Annotated in this window: 19 protein-coding genes; 9 read left to right on the top strand and 10 right to left on the bottom strand. The window is 69.3% G+C overall.

The window, feature by feature from the left end; genetic code table 11:
* The first annotated feature begins 7 nt into the window (after positions 1-7).
* Positions 8-424, top strand: coding sequence for a DUF2177 family protein (locus SNE35_RS16110; RefSeq protein WP_320423947.1), 417 nt, complete (start codon positions 8-10; stop codon positions 422-424).
* On the opposite strand, the gene SNE35_RS16105 is transcribed toward SNE35_RS16110, so the two are convergent.
* Positions 407-1,063, bottom strand: coding sequence for a ChrR family anti-sigma-E factor (locus tag SNE35_RS16105; protein WP_320423946.1), 657 nt, complete (start codon positions 1,061-1,063; stop codon positions 407-409). The two genes, SNE35_RS16110 and SNE35_RS16105, sit on opposite strands and share 18 nt — an antisense overlap.
* 4 nt (positions 1,064-1,067) lie before the next feature.
* A complete protein-coding gene (locus SNE35_RS16100; protein WP_320423945.1) occupies positions 1,068-1,652 on the bottom strand; it encodes a sigma-70 family RNA polymerase sigma factor in 585 nt (194 codons plus the stop codon).
* Positions 1,653-1,924: 272 nt separating this feature from the next.
* On the opposite strand from SNE35_RS16100, the gene SNE35_RS16095 reads away from it, so the two are divergent.
* Genes SNE35_RS16095 through SNE35_RS16080 form a run of 4 tightly spaced genes read left to right on the top strand, consistent with a single transcriptional unit; the run spans position 1,925 to position 5,518 of the window.
* Entirely contained in the window at positions 1,925-3,241 is a 1,317-nt protein-coding gene (locus SNE35_RS16095) for an NAD(P)/FAD-dependent oxidoreductase (protein WP_320424359.1), read from the top strand.
* Complete coding sequence (locus SNE35_RS16090; protein ID WP_320423944.1) at positions 3,238-4,041, top strand: DUF1365 domain-containing protein; 804 nt, start codon at positions 3,238-3,240, stop codon at positions 4,039-4,041. The genes SNE35_RS16095 and SNE35_RS16090 overlap by 4 nt, the downstream gene beginning before the upstream one ends.
* Positions 4,038-5,264, top strand: a complete 1,227-nt coding sequence (locus SNE35_RS16085; RefSeq protein WP_320423943.1) for a cyclopropane-fatty-acyl-phospholipid synthase family protein — start codon at positions 4,038-4,040, stop codon at positions 5,262-5,264. The genes SNE35_RS16090 and SNE35_RS16085 overlap by 4 nt, the downstream gene beginning before the upstream one ends.
* 26 nt (positions 5,265-5,290) lie before the next feature.
* Positions 5,291-5,518, top strand: a complete 228-nt coding sequence (locus SNE35_RS16080; protein ID WP_320423942.1) for an RNA-binding S4 domain-containing protein — start codon at positions 5,291-5,293, stop codon at positions 5,516-5,518.
* On the opposite strand, the gene SNE35_RS16075 is transcribed toward SNE35_RS16080, so the two are convergent.
* The 3 genes from SNE35_RS16075 to mfd all read right to left on the bottom strand — a co-directional run bounded on the left by SNE35_RS16075 (position 5,490) and on the right by mfd (position 11,623).
* Positions 5,490-7,376 (bottom strand): putative bifunctional diguanylate cyclase/phosphodiesterase, encoded by a 1,887-nt coding sequence (locus tag SNE35_RS16075; protein ID WP_320423941.1) that lies wholly within the window; start codon positions 7,374-7,376, stop codon positions 5,490-5,492. The genes SNE35_RS16080 and SNE35_RS16075 overlap by 29 nt on opposite strands.
* An 81-nt stretch (positions 7,377-7,457) precedes the next feature.
* Entirely contained in the window at positions 7,458-8,150 is a 693-nt protein-coding gene (gene serB / locus SNE35_RS16070) for a phosphoserine phosphatase SerB (protein WP_320423940.1), read from the bottom strand.
* A gap of 8 nt (positions 8,151-8,158) precedes the next feature.
* Positions 8,159-11,623: a transcription-repair coupling factor gene (gene mfd / locus SNE35_RS16065; RefSeq protein ID WP_320423939.1), complete on the bottom strand. Its 3,465-nt coding sequence runs from the start codon at positions 11,621-11,623 to the stop codon at positions 8,159-8,161.
* A gap of 95 nt (positions 11,624-11,718) precedes the next feature.
* Between mfd and SNE35_RS16060 the strand changes: the two genes are divergently transcribed.
* Positions 11,719-12,390, top strand: coding sequence for a DJ-1/PfpI family protein (locus SNE35_RS16060; protein ID WP_320423938.1), 672 nt, complete (start codon positions 11,719-11,721; stop codon positions 12,388-12,390).
* On the opposite strand, the gene SNE35_RS16055 is transcribed toward SNE35_RS16060, so the two are convergent.
* Genes SNE35_RS16055 through SNE35_RS16045 form a run of 3 tightly spaced genes read right to left on the bottom strand, consistent with a single transcriptional unit; the run spans position 12,366 to position 14,000 of the window.
* Positions 12,366-13,418: an RNA methyltransferase gene (locus SNE35_RS16055; RefSeq protein WP_320423937.1), complete on the bottom strand. Its 1,053-nt coding sequence runs from the start codon at positions 13,416-13,418 to the stop codon at positions 12,366-12,368. The genes SNE35_RS16060 and SNE35_RS16055 overlap by 25 nt on opposite strands.
* A complete protein-coding gene (locus tag SNE35_RS16050; protein ID WP_320423936.1) occupies positions 13,405-13,719 on the bottom strand; it encodes a type II toxin-antitoxin system RelE/ParE family toxin in 315 nt (104 codons plus the stop codon). The genes SNE35_RS16055 and SNE35_RS16050 overlap by 14 nt, the downstream gene beginning before the upstream one ends.
* An 8-nt stretch (positions 13,720-13,727) precedes the next feature.
* Entirely contained in the window at positions 13,728-14,000 is a 273-nt protein-coding gene (locus tag SNE35_RS16045) for a YlcI/YnfO family protein (RefSeq protein ID WP_320423935.1), read from the bottom strand.
* Positions 14,001-14,048: 48 nt separating this feature from the next.
* Between SNE35_RS16045 and ispD the strand changes: the two genes are divergently transcribed.
* Both ispD and ispF read left to right on the top strand, forming a co-directional pair.
* The gene (gene ispD / locus SNE35_RS16040; protein WP_320423934.1) at positions 14,049-14,762 is read left to right on the top strand and encodes a 2-C-methyl-D-erythritol 4-phosphate cytidylyltransferase; all 714 of its coding nucleotides are present in this window, start codon (positions 14,049-14,051) and stop codon (positions 14,760-14,762) included.
* Entirely contained in the window at positions 14,759-15,250 is a 492-nt protein-coding gene (ispF, locus tag SNE35_RS16035) for a 2-C-methyl-D-erythritol 2,4-cyclodiphosphate synthase (RefSeq protein WP_320423933.1), read from the top strand. The genes ispD and ispF overlap by 4 nt, the downstream gene beginning before the upstream one ends.
* On the opposite strand, the gene SNE35_RS16030 is transcribed toward ispF, so the two are convergent.
* Together SNE35_RS16030 and ompR are read right to left on the bottom strand one after the other, a co-directional pair.
* Positions 15,228-16,547 carry an ATP-binding protein gene (locus SNE35_RS16030; RefSeq protein WP_320423932.1) on the bottom strand — a complete coding sequence of 440 codons (1,320 nt, stop codon included), beginning with the start codon at positions 16,545-16,547 and terminating at the stop codon, positions 15,228-15,230. The genes ispF and SNE35_RS16030 overlap by 23 nt on opposite strands.
* A 22-nt stretch (positions 16,548-16,569) precedes the next feature.
* The gene (gene ompR, locus SNE35_RS16025) at positions 16,570-17,316 is read right to left on the bottom strand and encodes an osmolarity response regulator transcription factor OmpR (RefSeq protein ID WP_320423931.1); all 747 of its coding nucleotides are present in this window, start codon (positions 17,314-17,316) and stop codon (positions 16,570-16,572) included.
* 169 nt (positions 17,317-17,485) lie between these two features.
* Here ompR and SNE35_RS16020 point away from each other — a divergent pair, with 169 nt between their 5' ends.
* Complete coding sequence (locus SNE35_RS16020; protein ID WP_320423930.1) at positions 17,486-18,091, top strand: ATP-dependent Clp protease proteolytic subunit; 606 nt, start codon at positions 17,486-17,488, stop codon at positions 18,089-18,091.
* The last annotated feature ends 18 nt before the right edge of the window (positions 18,092-18,109 follow it).

Genomic DNA, 18,109 nt, shown 5'->3' with positions numbered 1-18,109 from the left:
CCCCGCCATGAAACCTTCACCCCGCCGCCTGCTGCCGGCCGGCCTCGCCGCGCTGCTGTGCTTCCTGGCGCTGGACGCCTGCTGGCTCAGCCTGATGGGCCCGCGCCTGTACCGGCCGAAGTTGGCGGCGCTGATGGCCGATGAGGTCGACTGGCTGGCGGCCGGCCTGTTCTATGCCGTCTATCTGACGGGCCTGGTGGTCTTCGCCATCCTGCCCGCGCTGGAGAGAGGCGGGCCACGCCGTGCGCTGCGCCTGGGCGCGCTGATGGGCTTCGTGGCCTATGCCACCTACGACCTGACCAACCAGGCCACCTTGCGCGGCTGGCCCTGGGCGGTCACCGCGGCCGACCTGGCCTGGGGCGCCGTTGTCAGCGGCGTTGCCGCGTGGGCCGGGGCGCGAGTCGCCTCACATGCCCACCAGTGATCCGAACAGCCTCGCGATGGGGCTGTCGAAGCGCAGGCGGCCGTCCAGCGAAGCGAGGCAGATGCACTCGCTGCCTTCCTGCACCACCGGCTGGTGATGGATGCCGTCGTCGGCGGCGTCGAAGTCGCCGGGGCCGAACAGGGCGCGGCCGTCGTGGAAGCGGCCGTGCAGCACCTGCGTCAGCTCCAGGCCGCGGTGGGTGTGCTGCGGCAGGTACTTGCCGGCCGCGATGCGCAGCAGGAAGACGTTGGCGTCGGGCGCGGCCGGCACGCTCACGCGGCTCCAGGACATGCCGGGGCCGATCCAGCGCCAGGGCGTGGCCGTGCACCGGGCGAGCGCCCGCGGCCAGCGCGCGCCCTCGGGCAGCGGCGGCGGGGCGCTGACCTTGATGGGGCGCGGCGCGGCGGCTTCCAGCGCGTCGATGCGCGCGAAGACCCGGTCCAGCGCGGCATCGGCCAGCGGAGCCGGCAGGGCGTCTTCCAGCAGCGCGCCGCCCAGCGCATCGAGGGTGCGCAGGCGTTCGCGGCAGTGCGCGCACAGTTCCAGGTGGCTGGACAGGACCAGCCGGGTGCCCGTCTCCAGGCTGCCGGCGGACAGCGCCAGCAGCAGGTCGTCTTCGGGGTGGTGTCGGATGTCCATGTCGTCAGCGGTCCAGCAGGCGGCGCAACTGCGCGACCGCCAGGCGCACGCGCGACTTCACCGTGCCGAGCGGGATGCCCAGCTCGGTGGCGATGCGCGCGTGCGGCTCGTCGTCAAAGTAGGAAAGGCGCAGCACCTGCTGCTGCTCGTCGGGCAACTGGGCCAGGGCGCCGCGCAGGCGCTCGGTCTCGCGGCTCGTGTGCAGGCGCTCGTCGGCGGCGGGCTCGTCGCCTTCCAGCATGTCGAAGTCGAAGGGCTCGTCCGCGGCCTCCAGGCCCTGCCGGCGGCGCAGCAGGTCCACCCGCAGGTTGCGGGCGATCGTGAAGATCCAGGTCGAGGCGGCCGCCTGGGCGGGGTCGAACAGCACCGCCTTGCGCCACACGGCCACCAGCGCCTCCTGCGCCAGCTCCTCCGCCTGCACCTCGGGGCTGCCGCACTGCATCAGGTGGCGCTTGATGCGCGGCGCGAAGTGGGCGAAGAGCTGGGCGAAGGCCGGCCGGTCCTGGCGCTCGGCCACCGCGCAGAGCAGCCGGCTCCAGTCCCTGTCGGGACGGGGGCTGCGGTCGGGATCGAGGGGAACGACGGTCAAGGCAGGCGCTCGCGGCCTCCCATCGCCGCGCGATGCGGGGCCGGGAGGCGGGGTTTGGGGTAGGGGCGTGGCCATGCGTGAGGTTTCCATCGACTCCTACGCAGGACGACGGCCATTGGATCACCTCTGCGCGGAGAGATCCAAATTGGCCGTGGCTACGTAGGAGCAAGAGACCAAGCAAAACGGGCGCTGAGGCAACCTTGATCCAACCTCCTGAAAACCGAGACCATCCGGGCGAGCGAGCCCGCAGCGGGGCCGCGTCGCGCAAGAACATCGCCGTGGTCGGCACGGGCATCTCCGGCCTGTCCTGTGCCTGGCTGCTGTCCAGCCGGCACGACGTCACCGTTTTCGAGAGCGAGGCCCGGCCGGGCGGGCACAGCAATACCGTGGACGCCGCCGCCGCGCCGGGCGCCGAAACCACCGTGCCGGTGGACACGGGCTTCATCGTCTACAACGAAGCGGCCTATCCCAACCTCACGGCGCTGTTCCGGCATCTGGACGTGCCCACCGATGCCACCGACATGTCCTTCGCGGTGAGCCTGGACGGCGGCGCGCTGGAATATGCGGGCACCGATCTCCGCGGGCTGTTCGCGCAGAAGCGCAACCTGCTGCGGCCCCGCTTCTGGCTCATGCTGCGCGAGCTGATGCGCTTCTACCGCGAGGCGCCCCTCGACGCGGCGCAGGCCGGCAGCCAGGCCCTGGACGACTACCTGGATGCGCGCGGCTACGGCCGCGCCTTCCGCGACGACCACCTCTACCCGATGGCCGCCGCGATCTGGTCGGCGCCGGCCGCGCAGGTGGGCCGTTACCCGGTGGCGGCCTTCGTGCGCTTCTGCGAGAACCACGGCCTGCTGCAGATCAGCGACCGGCCGGTCTGGCGCACGGTGCGCGGCGGCAGCCGAGAGTACGTCCGGCGCCTGAGCCAGGGTTTCGCGCACCGCTTCCTGCTCGACCAGGGCGTGCTGGAGCTGCGCCGCGAGGCGGATGGCGTGCGCCTGCGCACGAACCGGGGCTGGTGGCCCCAGCGCTTCGACGATGTCGTGCTCGCCACCCATGCCGACCAGGCGCTGCGGCTGCTGGGCCAGCCTACGTCCGACGAGCAGCAGGTGCTGGAGTGCTTCAGGTACAGCCGCAACCTGGCCGTGCTGCACCGCGATCCGGCCCTGATGCCGCGGCGCCGGGGCGTGTGGTCGAGCTGGAACTACCTGGCCCGGCGCGGCAGCGGCGCGCCGCCGACGGTCAGCTACTGGATGAACCGGCTGCAGCCGCATTTGCCTCAGGGCGCAGGCGGTGAACTCTTCGTCACGCTGAACCCGCCCGTGCCGCCGCGCCCCGAGCATCTGGTGCGCACCGAGATGTACGAGCATCCGCTGTTCGATGCCACGGCCATGGCCGCGCAGCGGCGGTTGTGGCGCCTGCAGGGTGTGCAGCGCACCTGGTTCTGCGGCGCCTACTTCGGCTCGGGCTTTCATGAGGACGGACTGCAGGCGGGCCTGGCCGTGGCCGAGGCGCTGGGCGGCGTGCGCCGGCCTTGGGACGTGCCGCAGGAGTCGGGCCGGATCTTCCTGCCCGAGGTGTCGACGCAATGAGCGCCGATCCGGTGTCGGTGCCCCATTCAGCGCTCTACCTGGGGCGCGTGATGCACCAGCGGCTGTGGCCTCGTCGCCACCGGCTCGCCTACCGGCTCTATCAGCTGCTGCTCGATCTGGACGAACTGCCCTTGCTGGATTCCCGGCTGCGCTGCTTCTCGGTGGATCGCTTCAACCTGTTCAGCTTCCATGCCCGCGACCACGGCGACGGCTCGGGCATCGACCTGCGCGGGCAGATCGACGCGCGCCTGCGCGAAGCCGGGCTGCCCGCGGGCGGCGCCATCCGGCTGCTGACCCTGCCGCGGCTGCTGGGCCACGTCTTCAACCCGCTGAGCGTCTGGTTCTGCCACGCGCCGGGCAGCGGCGCGCTGCAGGCGCTGATCTACGAGGTCAACAACACCTTCGGCCAGCGCCACAGCTACCTGATCCCGGTGGCCGATGCGGGCCAGACGGTGATCGACCAGGACTGCGACAAGCAGCTCTACGTGTCGCCCTTCAACGGCATGGACATGCGCTACCGCTTCCGCGTGGCGCCGCCCGGCGAGGCCGTGTCCATCGGCGTGAGCGTCCACGGCCAGGACCGCGCGGTGCTCAATGCCCGCTTCGACGGCCAGCGCCGTCCACTGAGCGACGCGACGCTGCTGCGGGTGCTGTTCAGCCATCCGCTGCTGACGCTGAAGGTCGTCGGCGCGATCCATTGGGAGGCGCTGAAGCTGTGGCTCAAGCGCGTGCCCCTGCAGCCGCGGCCGGCCGCTCCGGCGCGAGACATCACGATAGTTCCCACCCGCGAGCAACCATGAGTCTGAACACCCGCACCGTCAACGCGGCACCGCCGGCCTCTTCATCCGCGCCGGCCCTGCTCGCGCCGCTGCGCCGTCTGCTCGGCCGCACGCGGCACGGGCGGCTGGCGCTGAGCCTGCCGGGTGGCGGCCTCATCGAAGCGGCCGGCAGCGAGTCGGGCCCGCAGGCGGGATTGAACCTGCACCGCTGGCGCGCCCTCTGGCGCCTGGCCGTCGGTGGCGACCTGGGCCTGGCGCTGTCCTACCGCGACGGCGATTGGGACAGCCCGGACCTGACGGCCCTGCTGGAGTTCGGTGCCGCCAACGAAAGCGCCTGGGGCTCGTTGCTCGCGGGCAGCGGCCCGGCGCGCTGGCTCGCGCGGCTCGCCCACCGGGCCCGCGCCAATACGCGCCGCGGCAGCCGCCACAACATCGCCTTCCACTACGACCTGGGCAACGCGTTCTACCGGCAGTGGCTCGACGACAGCATGCTCTATTCGAGCGCGCTCTATGCCGATGCACCGAGTGACACGCTGGAGGCAGCGCAGGCGCGGCGGCTCGATCGCATCGTCGAGCTGCTCGACGTGCCGCGCGGCGGCGAGGTGCTGGAGATCGGCTGCGGCTGGGGCACCCTGGCCGCCACCCTGGCTCGCCGGTGCGAAGCCCGCGTGACCGGAGTGACGCTATCGACCGAACAGCTCGCCTTCGCGCAGGACCGCGCCGAAGCCTGGGGCGTGGCGGACCGTCTGGACCTGCGCCTGCAGGACTATCGCGACGTGCAGGGCCGCTTCGACCGCATCGTGTCCATCGAGATGATCGAGGCCGTGGGCGAGGCTTACTGGCCCGCCTACTTCGCCACGCTGCGCGAGCGGCTCAAGCCCGGCGGCGTGGCCGTGCTGCAGGCCATCACGATCGCCGACGAGCAGTTCGCCTCCTACCGGCAGGGCGCGGACTTCATCCAGCGCTGCATCTTCCCCGGCGGCATGCTGCCCTGTCCGCGCGTGCTGCGCGAGCAGGCGGCGCTTGCGGGCTTCGTGGTCGAGGAGGAACAGACCTTCGGTCCCAGCTATGCACGCACCTTGGCCGAGTGGCGCCGGCGCTTTCTCGCGAACTGGCCCTTGATCGAGGCGCTGGGCTTCGACGAAGCATTCAAGCGGCTCTGGACCTACTACCTCTGTTACTGCGAGGCGGGGTTCAATGCTGGGCGGGTGGACGTGGGGCTCTATAAGCTGCGGCGCGCGTAGGGACGCGGGGCGGCGACAATCGGGCGATGCAACAGATCGAATTCACCCTGCGCGGCGAGTACATCGCCCTGGACAGCCTGCTGAAGGCCACCGGCCTCGCCGAGAGTGGCGGCCGGGCCCGCGTGATGATCACCGAGGGCCAGGTCCAGGTCGACGGCCAGGACGAATCGCGCAAGACAGCCAAGATCCGTGCCGGACAGGTGGTGGGCCTGCACGGTGTGCGGATCACGGTGCTGGCCGATCCGACACTTTGACGGAGAAGGGCTCCGGCATCCTGGCGCGCAGCCAGGCTTCGAACTTCTCGGGCGGCATCGGCCGCGCCAGGCCGTAGCCCTGGGCCTCCATGCAGCCGGCCTCCAGCAGCAGGCGGCGCTGCGCCTCGGTCTCCACGCCCTCGGCCACGACGGCCAAGTTCAGCGCCTGGCCGATCGCGATGACGGCGCGTGCGAGCGCGCGATCGTCGGCATCAGTCTCCAGGTCGCGCACGAAGCTCTTATCCAGCTTCAACTCGCTGACCGGCAGGCGCTTCAGGTAGGCCAGGCTCGAATAGCCGGTGCCGAAGTCGTCGACCGAGAGCCGCACGCCCAGCGCATCGAGGCGACGCAGCTGCTCGGCGGCCTGCGCGCAGTCCTCCAGCATCAATCGTTCGGTGACCTCCAGGGTCAGGTCTTGCGGCTGCAGGCCATGGTGGCGGCACAGCTGCTCGACCTGCGCCACCACGTCCTCCCGGCTGAAGCGCGGTGCCGAGGCGTTGACGGCCAGGCCGGGGACGATGAAGCCGTCGGCACGCCAGCGTGCCAGCTGGGCGCTGGCGGTGTCCAGCACCCAGGCGTCCAGCGCGGCGACCAGTCCGCACTCCTCGGCGACCGGGATGAAGCGGTCCGGCGGCACGTCGCCGAGCTCGGCATCGGTCCAGCGCAGCAGCGCCTCGACGCCCAGCAATGAGCCGTCGACCAGGTTCAGCTTGGGCTGGTAGTGCAGGCGCAGCCGCTGATGGTGCAGGGCCCGGCGCAGCGCGCGCTCGATGCGCAGGCGCTCGCCCAGGGCTTCGTTCATCTGCTGGAGGAAGAAGCGCGTGCAGCGGCGGCCGGCGCGCTTGGCCTCGTACATCGCGAGGTCGGCGTTCTTCAGCAGGTCGTCGAGCAGGCGGCCGTCGACCGGGAAGATGGCGACGCCGATGCTGGCGGACACGCGCAGCTCGTTCGAGGCGATCTGCAGCGGCGGCTCCAGCGCCTTGTGCAGCTTCTCGGCCACGGACATTGCCTCGGTCGCGTGGCAGCCGGGCAGCACCAGCACGAACTCGTCGCCGCCCAGCCGGGCCAGCGTGTCGACCTCGCGCAGCTGCCGGCTCATCCGCCCGGCCAGCGCGCACAGCACGGCATCACCGCTGGCGTGGCCCAGCGAGTCGTTGATGGTCTTGAAGCTGTCGACGTCCAGCAGCAACAGCGCTGCGGGCGCGTCGAGCCGCTGCGCCATCTGCAGTGCCATGTGCGCGCGCTCGCTGAACAAGGCGCGGTTGGGCAGCCCGGTGAGGCTGTCGTAGTAGGCCAGGCGCTCGATCTGCTGCTGGTGGTCCTCATGCCGCAGCGCGATCTGGCAGAGCTGCACGCAGGCCTCGACCATCAGGCGGTGGAAGGTGGCCACCGGCCGCCGGTCGCGGTAGTACAGCGCGAAGGTGGCGCGGACGCGCTCGCCGTCGATGATGATCGGGTTGGACCAGCAGGCCTTCAGGCCGAAGGCCTGGGCGAGCGGCCGGTAGTCGCTCCACAGCGGATCGGTGTCGATATCGCTGACCTCGACCGGCTCGCGTCGCCAGGCGGCGGTACCGCAGGAGCCTGCCTTGGGACCGATTGGCTCGCCGTCGATCGCCTCGCTGAAGCGGCCCGGCAGGCTCGGCGCGGCCAGCGGATGGACATAACCCTGATCATCGACTGACAGTACGGTGCAGATGACGTCCGGTGCCAGTGCCTCCACGCGCCGGCACAGCCGGTCCATCGTCTGGCTCAGCGGCCGGCCTAGGGCCACCATCTCCAGCACCTCGCGCTGCAAGGCGGCGATGGCGCTGGCTTCATCGTTGGCGACGGCGCTGGCGTGCGGAGCGTGGTGTTGCATCTTCGAATGGGCGGCCGATTGGAGATCGGTCGTCCATTCTGCGCCGGCACTGTGTCAGCTTGTGCGAAGAGCAGGCCGGGATCAGGTGAATAAGCCCAACAGGCGATCCAGGCCGCCTTCGTCGATCGCCACCATCGCCTGCGCCCGCACCTTGGGCTTGGCGTGGTAGGCCACCGAGAGGCCGGCGGCGCCCATCATCGGCAGGTCGTTCGCGCCATCGCCGACGGCGATGCACTGCGCGGGCTGCGCGCCGATTTCGGTGGCGCACTGCAGCATCATCCGGCGCTTCTCCTCGCCGTCGCAGATCTCGCCCCAGGGCTGCATGACGAGATGGCCGGTCAGCGCGCCGTCGACGATCTCCAGCTCGTTGCTGCGCACGAAATCCATGCCCAGCTCAGCCGCCACATGCCGCGTGAACCAAGTGAAGCCGCCGGAGACCAGCAGCAGCTTCAGGCCGGCGGCCTTCAGCGCGGCGCAGAGTTCGCGCGCACCGGGATTGAAGCGCAGCTTCTCGCTCAGCACCTTTTCCAGCGCCGCAACCGGCACGCCCTTCAGCAGCGCCAGGCGGCGGCGCAGGCTGTCCTTGAAGTCGGTGATCTCGCCGCGCATCGCGGCCTCGGTGATCGCCGCCACCTCGGCCTTGCGACCGGCCGCCGCGGCGATCTCGTCGATGCACTCGATGTTGATCAAGGTCGAGTCCATGTCGAAGGCGGCCAGCTTGAAGTCGGCCAGACGCAAGGGCGTGGGCAGGTTCTGCGTGATGAGCGGAGTCATGAGTCTCTTCAGTCTTGCTTGACGGGCTGGCCCAGCAGGCGCAGCACCTCGCGGATGGCCTGGGCGCGGTCCTTCGGGTCCTTCAGCGCCTTGTCGATGCGCAGCTTGTCGTTGCCGACGAGCTTGATGTTGCGGTTCTTCTGCACCAGCTCGATCACGCGCATCGCGTCGATCGGCGGGTTGGGGCGGAAGTTGATGTTCATCACCGCCGGGCCGGCATCGACCTTGGCCACGCCATAGGGCTTGGCCAGCACGCGCAGCCGGTGCGTGTCGAAGAGGGTCTGGCCCTGGGCGGGCAGCTTGCCGAAGCGGTCGGTGACCTCTTCGAGCATCGCGTCGATCTGCTCGTTCTTCTCGGCCGAGGCGAGGCGCTTGTACAGCGACAGGCGGGTGTGGACGTCGCCGCAGTAGGCGTCCGGCAGCAGCGCGGGCGCGTGCAGGTTGATCTCGGTGGTGGCGCCCAGGGGAGAGAGCAGGTCTGGCTCCTTGCCGGCCTTCAGCGAGCGCACGGCTTCGCTGAGCATCTCGTTGTAGAGCTGGAAACCGACCTCCATCATGTTGCCGCTCTGGTGTTCGCCCAGCACCTCGCCGGCGCCGCGGATCTCCAGGTCGTGCATCGCCAGGTAGAAGCCGGAGCCCAGCTCTTCCATCGCCTGGATCGCCTCCAGGCGCTGCTGAGCCTGCTTGGTGAGGCCTTGCACGTCCGGCACCATCAGGTAGGCATAGGCCTGGTGGTGCGAACGGCCGACGCGACCGCGCAACTGGTGCAGCTGCGCCAGGCCGAACTTGTCGGCGCGGCTGATGATGATGGTGTTGGCCGAGGGCACGTCGATGCCGGTCTCGATGATGGTGGAGCACAGCAGCACGTTGTGCTTGCCGCCGACGAACTCGCGCATCACCCGCTCCAGCTCGCGCTCGGGCATCTGGCCGTGGGCGATGACGATGCGTGCCTCGGGCAGCAGCTCGGCGAGCTTCTGGCGGCGATTCTCGATCGTCTCGACCTCGTTGTGCAGGAAGTAGACCTGGCCGCCGCGCTTGAGTTCGCGCAGCACGGCCTCGCGGATGGTGCCGCTGCTCTCGCTGCGCACGAAGGTCTTGATCGCCAGGCGCCGCTGCGGCGCGGTGGCGATGACGCTGAGGTCGCGCAGGCCTTCCAGCGCCATGCCCAGCGTGCGCGGGATCGGCGTGGCGGTGAGCGTGAGCACGTCCACCTCGGCGCGCAGGGCCTTCATGGCCTCCTTGTGGCGCACGCCGAAGCGGTGTTCCTCGTCGATCACGAGCAGGCCCAGGCGCGAGAACTTGACGTCGCCCGACAGCAGCTTGTGAGTGCCGATGACGATGTCGATCGTGCCGTCTTCCAGGCCCTGCATCGCGGCCTTGATTTCCTTGGCGGAGCGGAAGCGGCTCATCTCGGCGACACGCACCGGCCACTTGCCGAAGCGGTCGGCGATGTTCTGGTAGTGCTGCTCGGCCAAGAGCGTGGTCGGCGCCAGCAGCGCCACCTGCTTGCCGCCCATGACGGCGACGAAGGCGGCACGCAGGGCGACCTCGGTCTTGCCGAAGCCGACGTCGCCGCAGACGAGGCGATCCATCGGCTTGGGCGAGATCATGTCCTGGATCACCGCGTGGATCGCGGCGCGCTGGTCCGGCGTTTCCTCGAAGCCGAAGCTGGCGGCGAAGGCTTCGTAGTCGTGGCCGGAGTAGCGGAAGGCATGGCCCTCGCGGGCGGCACGGCGGGCGTAGAGGTTCAGCAGCTCGGCGGCGGTGTCGCGCACCTGCTCGGCGGCCTTGCGCTTGGCCTTTTCCCACTGGCCGGAGCCGAGCTTGTGCAGCGGCGCCTCATCGGGCGAGACGCCCGTGTAGCGGCTGATCAGGTGCAGTTGCGCCACCGGCACGTAGAGCGTCGCCTTGTCCGCGTACTCCAGGTGCAGGAACTCGCTGGGGCCGTCGCCCAGGTCGATGTTGAGCAAGCCCTGGTAACGGCCGATGCCGTGGTTCACGTGAACGACCGGATCGCCGACTTTCAGCTCCGACAGGTCCTTGATCAGCGCGTTGACGTCGCTGACCTGTTCCTGCTTGCGGCGCCGGCGCGTGGTGGGCGTCGTCGCGAACAGCTCGGTTTCCGTGATCAGCTGAATTTCACGGTTAGCTTCGGGCTCGCGCCAGAGGAAGCCGCTGGCCAGCGGGGCGGCGGTGATCGCGAACTTTTCGTCGCTCGCTTCGAAGGCTTCAAGGTCGGCGACGGAGGGCGGATCGATCTTGTTGTCGCGCAGCAGCTCCAGCAGGCTCTCTCGCCGGCCCTCGCTCTCGGCCACGATTAGCACGCGGCTGGGTGTGTTCTTCAGGTGCGCGGCAAAGCGGGCCAGCGGCTCCTGTGCGCCGCGTTCGACACTGACGTCGGGCAGCGGCCGGGCGTAGTCCACCGCCTCGCTGCCGCGCACGGACAGCACCGCGTGCGGATGCGTCAGCGCGAAGAAGTCCTCCGGCTTCAGGAAGATGTCCTCGGGCGGCAGGATGGGCCGCTCGGGGTCGTGCTGGATGAAGCGGTGGCGCTCGCGGGTGTCGGTCCAGAAGCGCTTCAGCGACTCGTCCACCTCGCCGTGCAGGGCCAGCGCGGCACCTTCGCCGAGGAATTCGAAGATCGTCGCCGTTTCCTCGAAGAAGATCGGCAGGTAGTACTCGATGCCGCCGGTGGCGATGCCGGAGTCGATGTCCTTGTAGATGCGCGCCTTGGTCGGGTCGCCGTCCATCTTCTCGCGCCAGCGCGAGCGGAAGGCCTTGCGCGAGGCCTCGTCCATCGGGAACTCGCGGCCGGGCAGCAGGCGCACCTGCGGCACCGGGTAGAGGCTGCGCTGGCTGTCGGGGTCGAAGGTGCGGATCGAGTCGACCTCGTCGCCGAACAGGTCGACGCGGTAAGGCACCAGCGAGCCCATCGGGAACAGGTCGATCAGGCCGCCGCGCACCGCGTACTCGCCGGGTGAGACGACCTGGCTGACGTGGGTGTAGCCGCCGAGCGTCAGCTGCGCCTTCAGCGAGGCCTCGTCGAGCCGCTGCTTCTGCTTGAAGTTGAAGGTGGTCGCGGCGAGGAAGGACGGCGGGGCCAGGCGCACCAGCGCCGTCGTGGCCGGCATCAGCACGACGTCCACGTCGCGCTGGTCCGCCGGCTTGCCGCGGCTTTGCAGCAGGCCCCAGAGCGTGGCCAGGCGCTCGGAGATCAGGTCCTGGTGGGGCGAGAAGGTGTCGTAGGGCAGCGTCTCCCAGTCGGGGAAAACGGCCACGCGCAGTTGCGGCGCGAAGAACTTCAGCTCGTCTTCGAGGCGCTGCGTGTCGCCCGGCTCCGCGGTGACGATGGCGGTGATCCGCCCGGCTTCCAGCTGCTGCACGGCATAGCGCGCCAGCAGCAGGGCATCCGCTGAACCTGGAGGTTTGGGCTGGGAGAACTTCTTGCCGGGGAGGATGGCGGGCAGCTGCATCTCGAGTCGTCGTACAAATGAATGCAGCCCCGGAAGCGGGGCTTGCGGCGATTGTAGGGAGCCGTGGCATGCTGCGTGGCAGGAGTGATCAAGTCATGGCAATGCAGGTGGGCATCTATGTGTTCGACGAGGTCGAGGTGCTGGATTTCGCGGGGCCGTTCGAGGTGTTCTCCACCGCGGCCCGCCTGATCCAGCGCGACGGCGGCAATGCGCCGTTCGAGGTGCTGCTGCTGGCGGCCACGCCCGATCCGGTGCGCGCCCGCGCCGGCTTGCAGGTGCTGCCGCACTACACGCTGGCGGAGCATCCGAAACTGGACGTCTTGATCGTCCCCGGCGGTGTCGTGACGGCCGAGCTGGACCGCCCGCGGCTGACCGACTGGATCATGGCGCAGAGCCTGCAGGTCAAGGTGCTGGCCTCCGTCTGCACCGGCGCCTTCCTGCTGGAGAAAGCGGGCCTCCTGAACGAGCGCGAGGCGATCACGCACTGGGAGGACATCGACGATCTCCGCCGCGTCTCGCACGACTCCGGCTCGCTGGTCAAGGTGCTGGTCAACCAGCGCTGGGTCGAGGCCAAGCCGGCAGTGCACCACGGCGGCGTCTGTCGGCTGTTCACCTCGGCCGGCATCTCGGCCGGCATCGACCTGAGCCTGCACCTGGTGGCCGAGCTGGCCACGCCGGAGCTGGCGCGGCGCACCGCCCGGCAGATGGACTACGACTGGCGCGCGGCCAGCGGCACCTTGGTTCAGCCGGCGAGCGGCGTGCGCTGAGCGGCGTTCTTGGCGACGAGACGGATCGGCTTCTCGGCGCGGGCCCGGAGCTGGCCGCAGCCACCATCCACGTCCTGCCCGGCCGAGTCGCGCAGCTTCGTCAGCACGCCTCGCTGGTGTAGCGTGCGGGCGATCGCGCGGGCCTTGTCCCAGCTCGGGCGCTTGAAGTCCAGGTCGGGAATCGTGTTGTACGGGATCATGTTCAGCAGCGCGTACTTGCCCTTGAGCAGGCGCACGATGCCTTCGATCTCGTCCTCGCCGTCGTTGATGCCGTCCAGCAGGGTCCACTGGTACTGGATCGGATAGCCGGTCTTGCGGGCATAGACCTCGCCCTGCTCAACGAGTTCGTCCGGGCTCATCCGCGGCGCGCGGGGCAGCAGGCGCTCGCGCAGCTCGTGCTTGGTGGTGTGCAGCGACAGGGCCAGCGCGGGCTTGACGACACCCAGTGGCAGCCGCTCGAACACGCGCGGATCGCCGACGGTGGAGAACACCAGGTTCTTGTGGCCGATGTTGCCGGCGCTGCCGAGCAGCTCGATCGCTTCCAGCACGTGATCGAGGTTGTGCGCCGGCTCGCCCATGCCCATGAACACGACCTTCTTCACCGGCCGCAGCGTCCGCGCTAGCGCCACCTGGGCGACGATCTCGGCGCTGGTCACCTGACGAATCAGGCCCTCGCGCCCGGTCATGCAGAACTGGCAGCCGACGGCACAGCCGACCTGTGAGGACACGCACAGCCCGTCGCGCGGCAGCAGCACGCTTTCCACGGCTTGGCCGTCGCGCAGCTCGACGAGCAGGCGCGCCGAGCCATCTTCGCCCGGATGGCTGGATTGGAGCCGCGCAATGCCGCCCAACTCTTCCGCGATGCCGGGCATGGCCTCGCGCAGGGTCAGCGGGAAGAAATCGGTGAACCAGCGCTGGCTGTCGCTGACGATAGGTTTCGCCTGCACCCATTGGCGCAGCACGCGCTCTTCGTGCAGGGGCACGGCGCCGAGGGCGCGCAGGCGCTGGCGCAGTTCAGTGATAGTCATCTTCGCGTTGGTGGCGGATGGCGGAGACGAGGACGAGCGTGCTGGACACGATCTCGAACAGGGCGACGTAGCCGGTGCGGCCGAACGGGATCACCAACTCGCGCAAGAATGCACTGCCGGCGCACTTGCGGCAACTGAACGGCGTCCGACCCAACATGGACAGACCGGCCTGGATGGCGTTGACGGCTTCATCCGCATAGTCGAGGTCACCGTCGCGCGCCAATTCCCGCTCGAGCAGGTAGTCGTGCAGCCGTGCCAGGTCTTCCATGGCTTCGGGCAGCAAGCGGACTTCGTAGCTCATCCTTGCCGCTAGGCCTTGGCAGCCCTAGCGGCCGCGGTTTTGGCACGGAGTTCAGCGACGACCTCATCGACGGTGTAGGTCCGACCGCCCTCCGTCTTGTAGCGGTCCAGGGCAGCGATGCCGCGCTTGACGAACTCGGCCTGCGTCTGCCGTCGATGCAGGCTTTCGCGCAAGGCCTTCTCGACGAAGGCGGACAGCGTTTCGCCTTCGTCCAGCATGCTTTCGAGCTCGTCGCGGAATTCCGGCTCGACGCGAACGGCAGGAATCGTGGCGGTCTTCATCGCAATCTCTCCTGTGATGCAATTGCGATGCATTGTAGACTGCGGACCATGACGACTCCCATCCCCGGCCTGCAGCCCCGCTGCTTCGCCCTGGTTCCCGCGGCCGGCATCGGCGCGCGATCCGGCGCCGACCGTCCGAAGCAGTACGTGCCCATTGCCGGCCGGCCGATGATCACGCACACGCTGGCCGCGCTGAGTCGCGTGACCAAGCTGGCGGCGACGCTGGTCGTTCTGTCGCCGCAGGACACGCTGTTCGAGAACGCCGTGCCCGAGTTTCGCGGTGCGCGTGCCTGGGTTGCACGCTGCGGCGGTGCGACGCGGGCCGCCAGCGTCTCCAAGGGCCTGCTCGAACTGCAGGCCCACGGCGCGCAGCCGCACGACTGGGTGCTGGTACACGATGCGGCGCGCTGCCTGGTGCAGCCGCGCTGGGTCGAGAAGCTGATCCAGGCCTGCTGGGATGACCCGGTCGGCGGGCTGCTGGCGCTGCCGGTGGCCGACACGCTGAAGCAGTCGGGGAATGGCCGCGTGACCGGCACGCTCGACCGCAAGGCCAAGTGGGCCGCGCAGACGCCGCAGATGTTCCGGCTGGGCACCTTGCAGCAGGCGCTGGCACAGGCCGGCGACGAGGTCACCGACGAATCCAGCGCGATCGAGGCGCTGGGCCATCAGCCGTTGCTGGTCGAGGCCGCCCTTGAAAACCTCAAAGTCACCTGGCCGGCCGATTTCGCGCTGGCCGAACGTTTGCTCCGAAGCCGCACATGAACATTCGCATTGGCGAGGGCTGGGATACGCACCAGCTCGTCACGGGCCGCCCGCTGATCCTCGGCGGCATCACGATCCCTCATACGCACGGCCTGCTGGGCCATTCCGATGCCGACGCGCTGGCCCACGCGATCACCGACGCGCTGCTGGGCGCCGCGGCGCTGGGCGACATTGGCAAGCTGTTCCCGGACACGGCGGCGGAGTTCAAGGGCGCCGATTCGATGGTGCTGCTGGCCGCTGCCTACGTGCGCGTGAAGGAGGCGGGCTGGGCCATCGTCAACATCGACACCACCATCGTCGCCCAGGCGCCGAAGATGGCGCCTCACATTGGCGCGATGCGCTCGCGCCTGGCCGAGGTGCTGGGCATCGAGGCCGGTCAGGTGAACGTGAAGGCCAAGACGGCCGAGAAGATGGGCCCGGTGGGCGAGGGTAGGGCGATCGAGGCGCGCGCCGTCGCGCTCTTGATCAAGTCGCCCGCTGCAGCCTGATCACCGTCAGCAGGCCGCCGTCTTCGGCGTTGCTGATGTCCAGCTGACCGCCCAGGCGCTGGACCGACTTGTCGACGATCGCCAGGCCCAGGCCCGCGCCATTGGCCGCCGTGCGCGCAGCATCTCCGCGGAAGAAGGGCGTGGTCAGCCTCGCCAGCTTGTCGGGCGGCACGCCCGGCCCGTGATCGCGGATGCGCAGGTGCACCCAGGGGCCGCCGTGGGCGACGCTGACCTCCACCCGCGTCGCCTCTTCCGGGCCGTGCCCGTAGCGGCGCGCGTTCTCGAACACGTTCAGCAGAATGCGGCCGAGTTCGGTCTCGTCGGCCCAGACCTTCACGTCCACCGGCACGTCGCAAAGGATGCGGATCTGCTGCGGATCGCGGAAGCCCTGCGCCTCGCGCTCGACGACGTCGGCCAGCAGCACCGGCTCCAACTGCATGTCGCTGGGCCGCGCGTAGTCCATGAACTTGTTGATGACGGCGTCGAGCTGGTCGATGTCCTGCGCCATGAACTGGCGCGCCTGGTCGTCCTGCACGCTCATCTCGGCTTCCAGCCGCAGCCGCGCCAGCGGCGTGCGCAGGTCGTGCGAGATGCCGGCCAGCATCACCGTGCGGTCCTCTTCCATCTTGGCCAGCTCGCGGGCCATGCGGTTGAAGCCCATGTTGACCTCGCGGATCTCGCTGGTGCGGGTGTGCTCGTCGAGGTGCGAGTCGTACTCGCCCTCTCGGATGCGGCCGGCGGCGATGCTCAGCTCGCGCAGCGGGTTGTTGATCAGCCGCGCGATCCAGGCCGAGCCGACGGCCGTGCCGGCCAGCGCCACGGCGATCCACCACCAGTTGGTGGACCAGGAGATCGACAGCGGCGCCGCGCTGGTCTGCAGCCAGTAGCTGTCGCGTTCGACATCGAAACGCACCCACAGGCCGGTGTCGCCATTGACGCTGCTGGCTACGACGGTGCCCGGACCGAGCTCGCTGCGCAATTGCTGGGCCAGCCGGGTGGCGAACGGGTTCATGTCGTAGGGCTGCCAGCGGTCGTGCGACTCGGCCACCCGGACCTGCACCGCCTGCTGGCCCATCGAGCTGATGACGGCGACGCGGTTGATCGCGTCGGTGTTGGCCAGCGCGGCGCGGCTCAGGTTGACGAGGCCGGCGAGCTGCTGTGCGGCTTCGAGCGCGCGCGGCTCCGCCTCCAGCGCCTTGAAGGTCTGCTGCCAGGCCAGCACGCCGCCGGCCAGCAGCACGGCGAGCAGGGCGAACGTGCGCCAGAAAAGATTCAGCGCAAGGTGTGGGCGTGCCACGTCAGCTCAGGTCGCGCAGGGATCAGGCAGCCTCATCCGGCACGAAGACATAGCCCACACCCCAGACGGTCTGGATGTAGCGCGGCTGGGCGGGGTCGGCTTCCAGCAGCTTGCGCAGGCGCGAGATCTGCACATCCAGGCTGCGGTCGAAGGGTTCGAACTCGCGGCCGCGCGCCAACTGGGCCAGCTTGTCGCGCGACAGCGGCTGGCGCGGGTGACGCACCAGCGCCTTCAGCATCGAGAACTCGCCGGTGGTCAGCGGCAGCGGCTCGCTGTCCTTGGTCAGCCGGCGCAGCGCCAGGTCGAACTCGAAGGGGCCGAAGTTGACGGTCATCGGTTCCTTGGCCGGCGCGCCGGGCGCTTCCAGTGCCGGGCGGCGGCGCAGCACGGCATTGATGCGGGCCAGCAGCTCGCGCGGGTTGAAGGGCTTGCTGAGGTAGTCGTCCGCGCCGACCTCCAGGCCGACGATGCGGTCCACTTCCTCGACCTTGGCCGTCAGCATGATGATCGGCGTGTTGTCGTTGGCGGCGCGCAGGCGGCGGCAGATCGTCAGGCCGTCCTCGCCGGGCAGCATCAGATCAAGCACGATCAGGTCGACCGTCTCGCGGGTGAGCTGGCGGTTCAGCGATTTGCCATCCTCGGCCAGCAGCACGTCAAAGCCTTCCTGCGTGAGGTAGCGGCGCAGCAGATCGCGGATGCGCGCGTCGTCGTCCACCACGAGGATGCGGTTCTGTCGTGTGTTGGTCGTGGCACCTGTGCTGCTGTTCATACCCGTTCCTGAATTTGTAACAGGGGCGATTGTGAGCGTGTTTTCGGACCGTTTTCGCGCCTGCCCGGGCACCGTTACAGCTTGGTAACAAACTGGTCCGCCGGCGAGGGGTGAGCGGCTTGCGCAACAATGGGTCCATCTTTTCGATTCATCGCAACAGGAGATCCCCATGCAATTCCATCTCGGCAAGGACGAGGCAAACGACAAGCCTGCTGCGGCCAGCGACAAGCTCGACCGCCTGGAAGAGCAACTGGCCTTCAAGTCGCGCTTCGTGATGGTGTTCGGCGAGATCAACGACACGCTGGCCCAGGCGGTGTGCCGGCGCCTGCTGGCGCTGTCGGCCGACTCGGACGCGCCGATCACAATGCTGATCTCCTCGCCCGGCGGTCACGTCGAATCCGGCGACGCGATCCACGACATGATCAATTTCGTCCGCGCGCCGGTGACGACGCTGGGCACCGGCTGGGTTGCCAGCGCCGGCGCCCACATCTTCCTCGCGCCGCCGAAGGAGCGCCGCATGTGCCTGCCCAACACCCGCTTCATGATCCACCAGCCGGCCGGCGGCGCCGGTGGCCAGGCCAGCGACATCGCCATCATGGCCCGGGAGATCCTGCGCACCCGCGAGCGCATCGCCCGCGTCATCGCCAAGCAGACCGGCAAGCCGCTGGACACGGTCACGGCCGACATGGAACGCGACTTCTGGATGAGCGCCGACGAAGCGATCAGCTACGGCATCGTGTCCAAGGTGATCCAGTCGCAGAAGGAACTCGGCTGAGTCCGGCATCAGAGGAAT

It is taken from the genome of Roseateles agri, assembly GCF_034043675.1.
Lineage (GTDB): Bacteria > Pseudomonadota > Gammaproteobacteria > Burkholderiales > Burkholderiaceae_C > KK5.
The sequence above is the reverse complement of the archived record's forward strand: the minus strand, read 5'-3'. Positions and strand labels throughout refer to the sequence as shown.

Excerpts from the sequence above, each read along its gene's own strand:
- SNE35_RS16045 (WP_320423935.1), bottom strand. The coding sequence starts at position 14,000 with ATGAAGACCGCCACGATTCCTGCCGTTCGCGTCGAGCCGGAATTCCGC.
- SNE35_RS16050 (WP_320423936.1), bottom strand. The coding sequence starts at position 13,719 with ATGAGCTACGAAGTCCGCTTGCTGCCCGAAGCCATGGAAGACCTGGCA.
- mfd (WP_320423939.1), bottom strand. The coding sequence starts at position 11,623 with ATGCAGCTGCCCGCCATCCTCCCCGGCAAGAAGTTCTCCCAGCCCAAA.
- SNE35_RS16090 (WP_320423944.1), top strand. The coding sequence starts at position 3,238 with ATGAGCGCCGATCCGGTGTCGGTGCCCCATTCAGCGCTCTACCTGGGG.
- SNE35_RS16020 (WP_320423930.1), top strand. The coding sequence starts at position 17,486 with ATGCAATTCCATCTCGGCAAGGACGAGGCAAACGACAAGCCTGCTGCG.
- ispD (WP_320423934.1), top strand. The coding sequence starts at position 14,049 with ATGACGACTCCCATCCCCGGCCTGCAGCCCCGCTGCTTCGCCCTGGTT.
- SNE35_RS16055 (WP_320423937.1), bottom strand. The coding sequence starts at position 13,418 with ATGACTATCACTGAACTGCGCCAGCGCCTGCGCGCCCTCGGCGCCGTG.
- SNE35_RS16060 (WP_320423938.1), top strand. The coding sequence starts at position 11,719 with ATGGCAATGCAGGTGGGCATCTATGTGTTCGACGAGGTCGAGGTGCTG.
- SNE35_RS16085 (WP_320423943.1), top strand. The coding sequence starts at position 4,038 with ATGAGTCTGAACACCCGCACCGTCAACGCGGCACCGCCGGCCTCTTCA.
- serB (WP_320423940.1), bottom strand. The coding sequence starts at position 8,150 with ATGACTCCGCTCATCACGCAGAACCTGCCCACGCCCTTGCGTCTGGCC.
- ompR (WP_320423931.1), bottom strand. The coding sequence starts at position 17,316 with ATGAACAGCAGCACAGGTGCCACGACCAACACACGACAGAACCGCATC.
- SNE35_RS16110 (WP_320423947.1), top strand. The coding sequence starts at position 8 with ATGAAACCTTCACCCCGCCGCCTGCTGCCGGCCGGCCTCGCCGCGCTG.
- SNE35_RS16080 (WP_320423942.1), top strand. The coding sequence starts at position 5,291 with ATGCAACAGATCGAATTCACCCTGCGCGGCGAGTACATCGCCCTGGAC.
- SNE35_RS16075 (WP_320423941.1), bottom strand. The coding sequence starts at position 7,376 with ATGCAACACCACGCTCCGCACGCCAGCGCCGTCGCCAACGATGAAGCC.
- ispF (WP_320423933.1), top strand. The coding sequence starts at position 14,759 with ATGAACATTCGCATTGGCGAGGGCTGGGATACGCACCAGCTCGTCACG.
- SNE35_RS16105 (WP_320423946.1), bottom strand. The coding sequence starts at position 1,063 with ATGGACATCCGACACCACCCCGAAGACGACCTGCTGCTGGCGCTGTCC.